Origin of the sequence: Pseudomonas sp. 37 R 15 (assembly GCF_900004865.1) — a bacterium.
Lineage (GTDB): Bacteria > Pseudomonadota > Gammaproteobacteria > Pseudomonadales > Pseudomonadaceae > Aquipseudomonas > Aquipseudomonas fluorescens_AM.
On sequence record NZ_CVTV01000032.1, the window covers coordinates 1 to 3214 of the forward strand.

Below are 3214 nucleotides of genomic sequence, written 5' to 3' on the forward strand. Positions count from 1 at the left end.
TGAACGAGCCCCATGAAAGACAGGACACCGTTCCCCCCTTAAGATAAGGGATAGGCAAACGGGTATGTTTATGACTAACAGCAATAATAAGGGTGGCGAATTGCTCGGCCAGGAGCGCCGGCGTCGCTGGAGCACCGACCAGAAACTGGCAATGGTTCGCGAGAGCCTTGAACCGGGACAAAGCGTGTCCGTAGTGGCCCGACGCAACGGCATCAACGCCAACCAGCTGTTCCTGTGGCGCAAGCTTTACCAGGACGGAAGCTTGTCGGCGGTCAGTGCTGGCGAAGCCGTTGTACCGGCGTCGGAACTGACCGATGCGCTCAAGCAGATCCGCGAATTGCAGCGGATGCTGGGCAAGAAGACGATGGAAGCCGAAGTTCTAAAAGAGGCCGTAGAGATCGCCCGGTCGCGAAAATGGATTGCGCACTCACCCTTGTTGCCGGGGGACGACCAGTGAAGCTGGTCAGCAAATGTCTCGGTGTGGCGCGCTCGCAATTAACGGTTCGGATCAAGCAATCGCTATCGCCCAGAGTACGGCGAAGCAGGCCTGTGAATGACGCTGAGTTGGTAGTCGAAATTCAGCAACAGGTCAGCGAGCTGCCCAGCTATGGCTACCGTCGCGTCTGGGGATTACTGCGCCGTGCACGAGAAAAGCAACGACTCCCTGCGATCAATGTAAAGCGGGTTTACCGGGTCATGCGTGATCACAACCTGCTGCTTGAGCGCCGGATCAAACAGCCCGGCGTGCCGCGTCGGCACGAAGGCCGTATTGCCGTGAAAACCAGCGATACGCGTTGGTGCTCGGACGGCTTTGAGTTCCGATGCGAGGATGGCGCCAAACTGAGCGTGACCTTCGCCCTGGACTGCTGTGACCGTGAAGCCATCGGCTGGGTCGCGAGCCCGACCGGGTACAGTGGCGATGATATCCGCGACTTGATGCTGGAAAGCGTAGAGAAGCGTTTTGGTGACCAACTGCCGACTACGCCAGTGCAGTGGTTAAGCGACAACGGTTCGGCATACACCGCTGAACAGACGCGCGCATTTGCCCGGCAGATCGGTTTGCAACCGGTAACGACACCGGTGCGTAGCCCGCAAAGCAACGGCATGGCCGAGAGCTTCGTAAAGACTATCAAGCGTGACTACGTGGCGCATATGCCCAAACCAGATAGAGAAACGGCGCTGCGTAACCTGGCAATTGCCTTCGAGCATTACAACGAGCAGCATCCACACAGCGCCTTGAAATATCGCTCACCGAGGGAGTTCAGGCGCTTGGCGGCAGCATCAATTTAACGGGGAGTTGGTGTCCGGTTTTGTAGGGGCTAATCCACTAATGGCATCTCTCCCATCAAACGTCGTAACGCCGCAGAGCCATTTCTCCAGCCAGGCGGGATTCTTCTTGATCCATTCTTTCGCCAGCATGACGGGGTCTTTTTTATTCAGGACGCCTACCATGATCTCGCTTTCCATGTCGGTGTCGAAGCGCATATTGCTGATCAGCTTCGCAGCATTCGGGCAACGCGTGGCGTAATCGGGCGCCGTAACGGTGTAGACAGTGGCTGCACCATAATCGGGGCCAAATACCTCGTCTCCACCTGAAAGGTAAGTCATTTTGAATTCTAGGTTCATCGGATGAGGCGCCCAGCCAAGAAATACGATTGGCCTTTTGCGTGCTATGGCGCGCGAGACCTCCATTCGCATTGCGGCTTCGCTGGACTCGACCAGGGTGAAGCTACCCAAACCATAGAGATTCTTTTCGATCATCTTCTTCAGGGATGAGTTACCACCGCTTCCAGGCTCAATGCCATAAATTTTCCCACCCAACTGATCTTTAAATCTTGCAAGATCTTGGAAAGAATGCAGGCCCTGATCCGCAAGATAAGTAGGCACCGCCAAGGTGTACTTGGCGCCAGTCATGTTCGGGGGCTGTTGCTTGAGCAGTTTGCCTTCGTTGACGAATGGCATGACGGTGGGATCGAGAGAAGGCGACCAATAGTCGAGAAACGCGTCCAACTTGCCTGCTTGGATCGACCCGAGAGCAATAGGCACTGCGACCAGCGTTTTGCTTGGGGCGTAGCCTAAGGACTCAGCCACGGCCATCGTTACTCCATTGTTGGCAGCATTGTCCGCCCAGCCGAGATCGGCCAATCGAATAGACTTACACTGTTCGGTATCGCCTGCCGCGAACGTGCTTAAAGAGGTGAAAGCCAATCCAGAAAAAGCTAAATACAACAAGGCCTTGCGCATGAGTCGTCTCCGCGTACCAGTTGGTCAACTAGGCTCTGTACGAAATCCTTTGAAACCTCCTTGCTGACGTAATCCGGTAAAGTCCGCTGCCATCAAAGGCTGGAGCCTCGATTACGATGGCAAAACGGTACGAAATCCCCAATGCGGCGTGGGAGCTGGTCGCGGATATCTTCACGGAGTACCGGCGTACTGGCCGGCCCAGAACCGATGACCGCCTGATGCTCAATGGTGTGTTGTGGGTGCTCTGCTCTGGCGCGGCCTGGCGGGACATGCCCGAGCGTTTTGGCCCATGGTCAACGGTCTATCAGCGGTTCAGGGACTGGCGTAACCAGGGCACGTTCGATCAGATGCTCAAGCGCCTTCATCTCAAACTGAACGAGAAGGGCATGATCGATCTGAAGACTTGGATGATCGACTCCACCGCAGTGCGAGCAACCCGAGCCTCTTCAGGTGCCGGGAAAAGGGGGGGCCTGAAGAACCGCAAGACCACGCGCTCGGCCGCAGCCGGGGCGGCCTGACGACCAAGATTCACATGCTGTGCGATTCCAACGGAATACCGCTGCGTTTTCTGTTGTCGGGCGGTAATGCCAGCGACATCACCTATGCACAGCCCCTGCTGGATGGCGCATCTGTACCCAGCCTGCGCGGGCGTCCTCGCAAACGCTGCCAATGGTTATTGGCCGACAAGGGGTATGACGCCGAGGCTTTACGCAAATACTGCGACCGTTACCGGATGCGCTCGGTGATCCCGTTACGCGACATGAAACGCAAGCCCAAGCCCGGTTTGCCGAGGCTTTTTGATCGTCCCAAGTACCGACAGCGCAACATCATTGAGCGCATGTTTGGCTGGTTGAAGGAGAACCGTCGCATCGTGACCCGCTTCGACAAGCTGGCGAGAAGTTATGCGGCTATGGTCTCGCTGGCTTGTTCCATGCGGTGTTTGCGACAGTACTTTTCGTACAAAGCCTAG

The 3214-nt window shown here is 56.4% G+C and carries 3 protein-coding genes; 2 read left to right on the forward strand and 1 reads right to left on the reverse strand.

Annotation, left to right across the window (positions count from 1 at the left end; translation table 11 throughout):
* Positions 1–70: 70 nt before the first annotated feature.
* Positions 71–1290, forward strand: a protein-coding gene (locus BFQ04_RS28505; protein WP_371914492.1) for an IS3 family transposase whose coding sequence is annotated in 2 segments (ribosomal slippage) — positions 71–416 and positions 416–1290 — 1221 coding nt in all. Because the reading frame shifts where the segments join, the coding sequence is not laid out codon by codon here.
* On the opposite strand, the gene choX is transcribed toward BFQ04_RS28505, so the two are convergent.
* On the reverse strand, positions 1282–2244 hold the full coding sequence (choX, locus tag BFQ04_RS10660) for a choline ABC transporter substrate-binding protein (RefSeq protein ID WP_065950783.1): 963 nt from the start codon (positions 2242–2244) through the stop codon (positions 1282–1284). The genes BFQ04_RS28505 and choX overlap by 9 nt on opposite strands.
* Before the next feature lie 116 nt (positions 2245–2360).
* Here choX and BFQ04_RS28510 point away from each other — a divergent pair.
* Positions 2361–3214 (forward strand): IS5 family transposase gene (locus BFQ04_RS28510; protein WP_139111911.1). Its coding sequence is split into 2 segments (ribosomal slippage): positions 2361–2714 and positions 2717–3214, totalling 852 coding nucleotides; the frame shifts between segments, so codons are not numbered across the junction.

Coding starts and splice junctions, on each gene's coding strand:
- choX (WP_065950783.1), bottom strand. CDS start 2,244: ATGCGCAAGGCCTTGTTGTATTTAGCTTTTTCTGGATTGGCTTTCACC.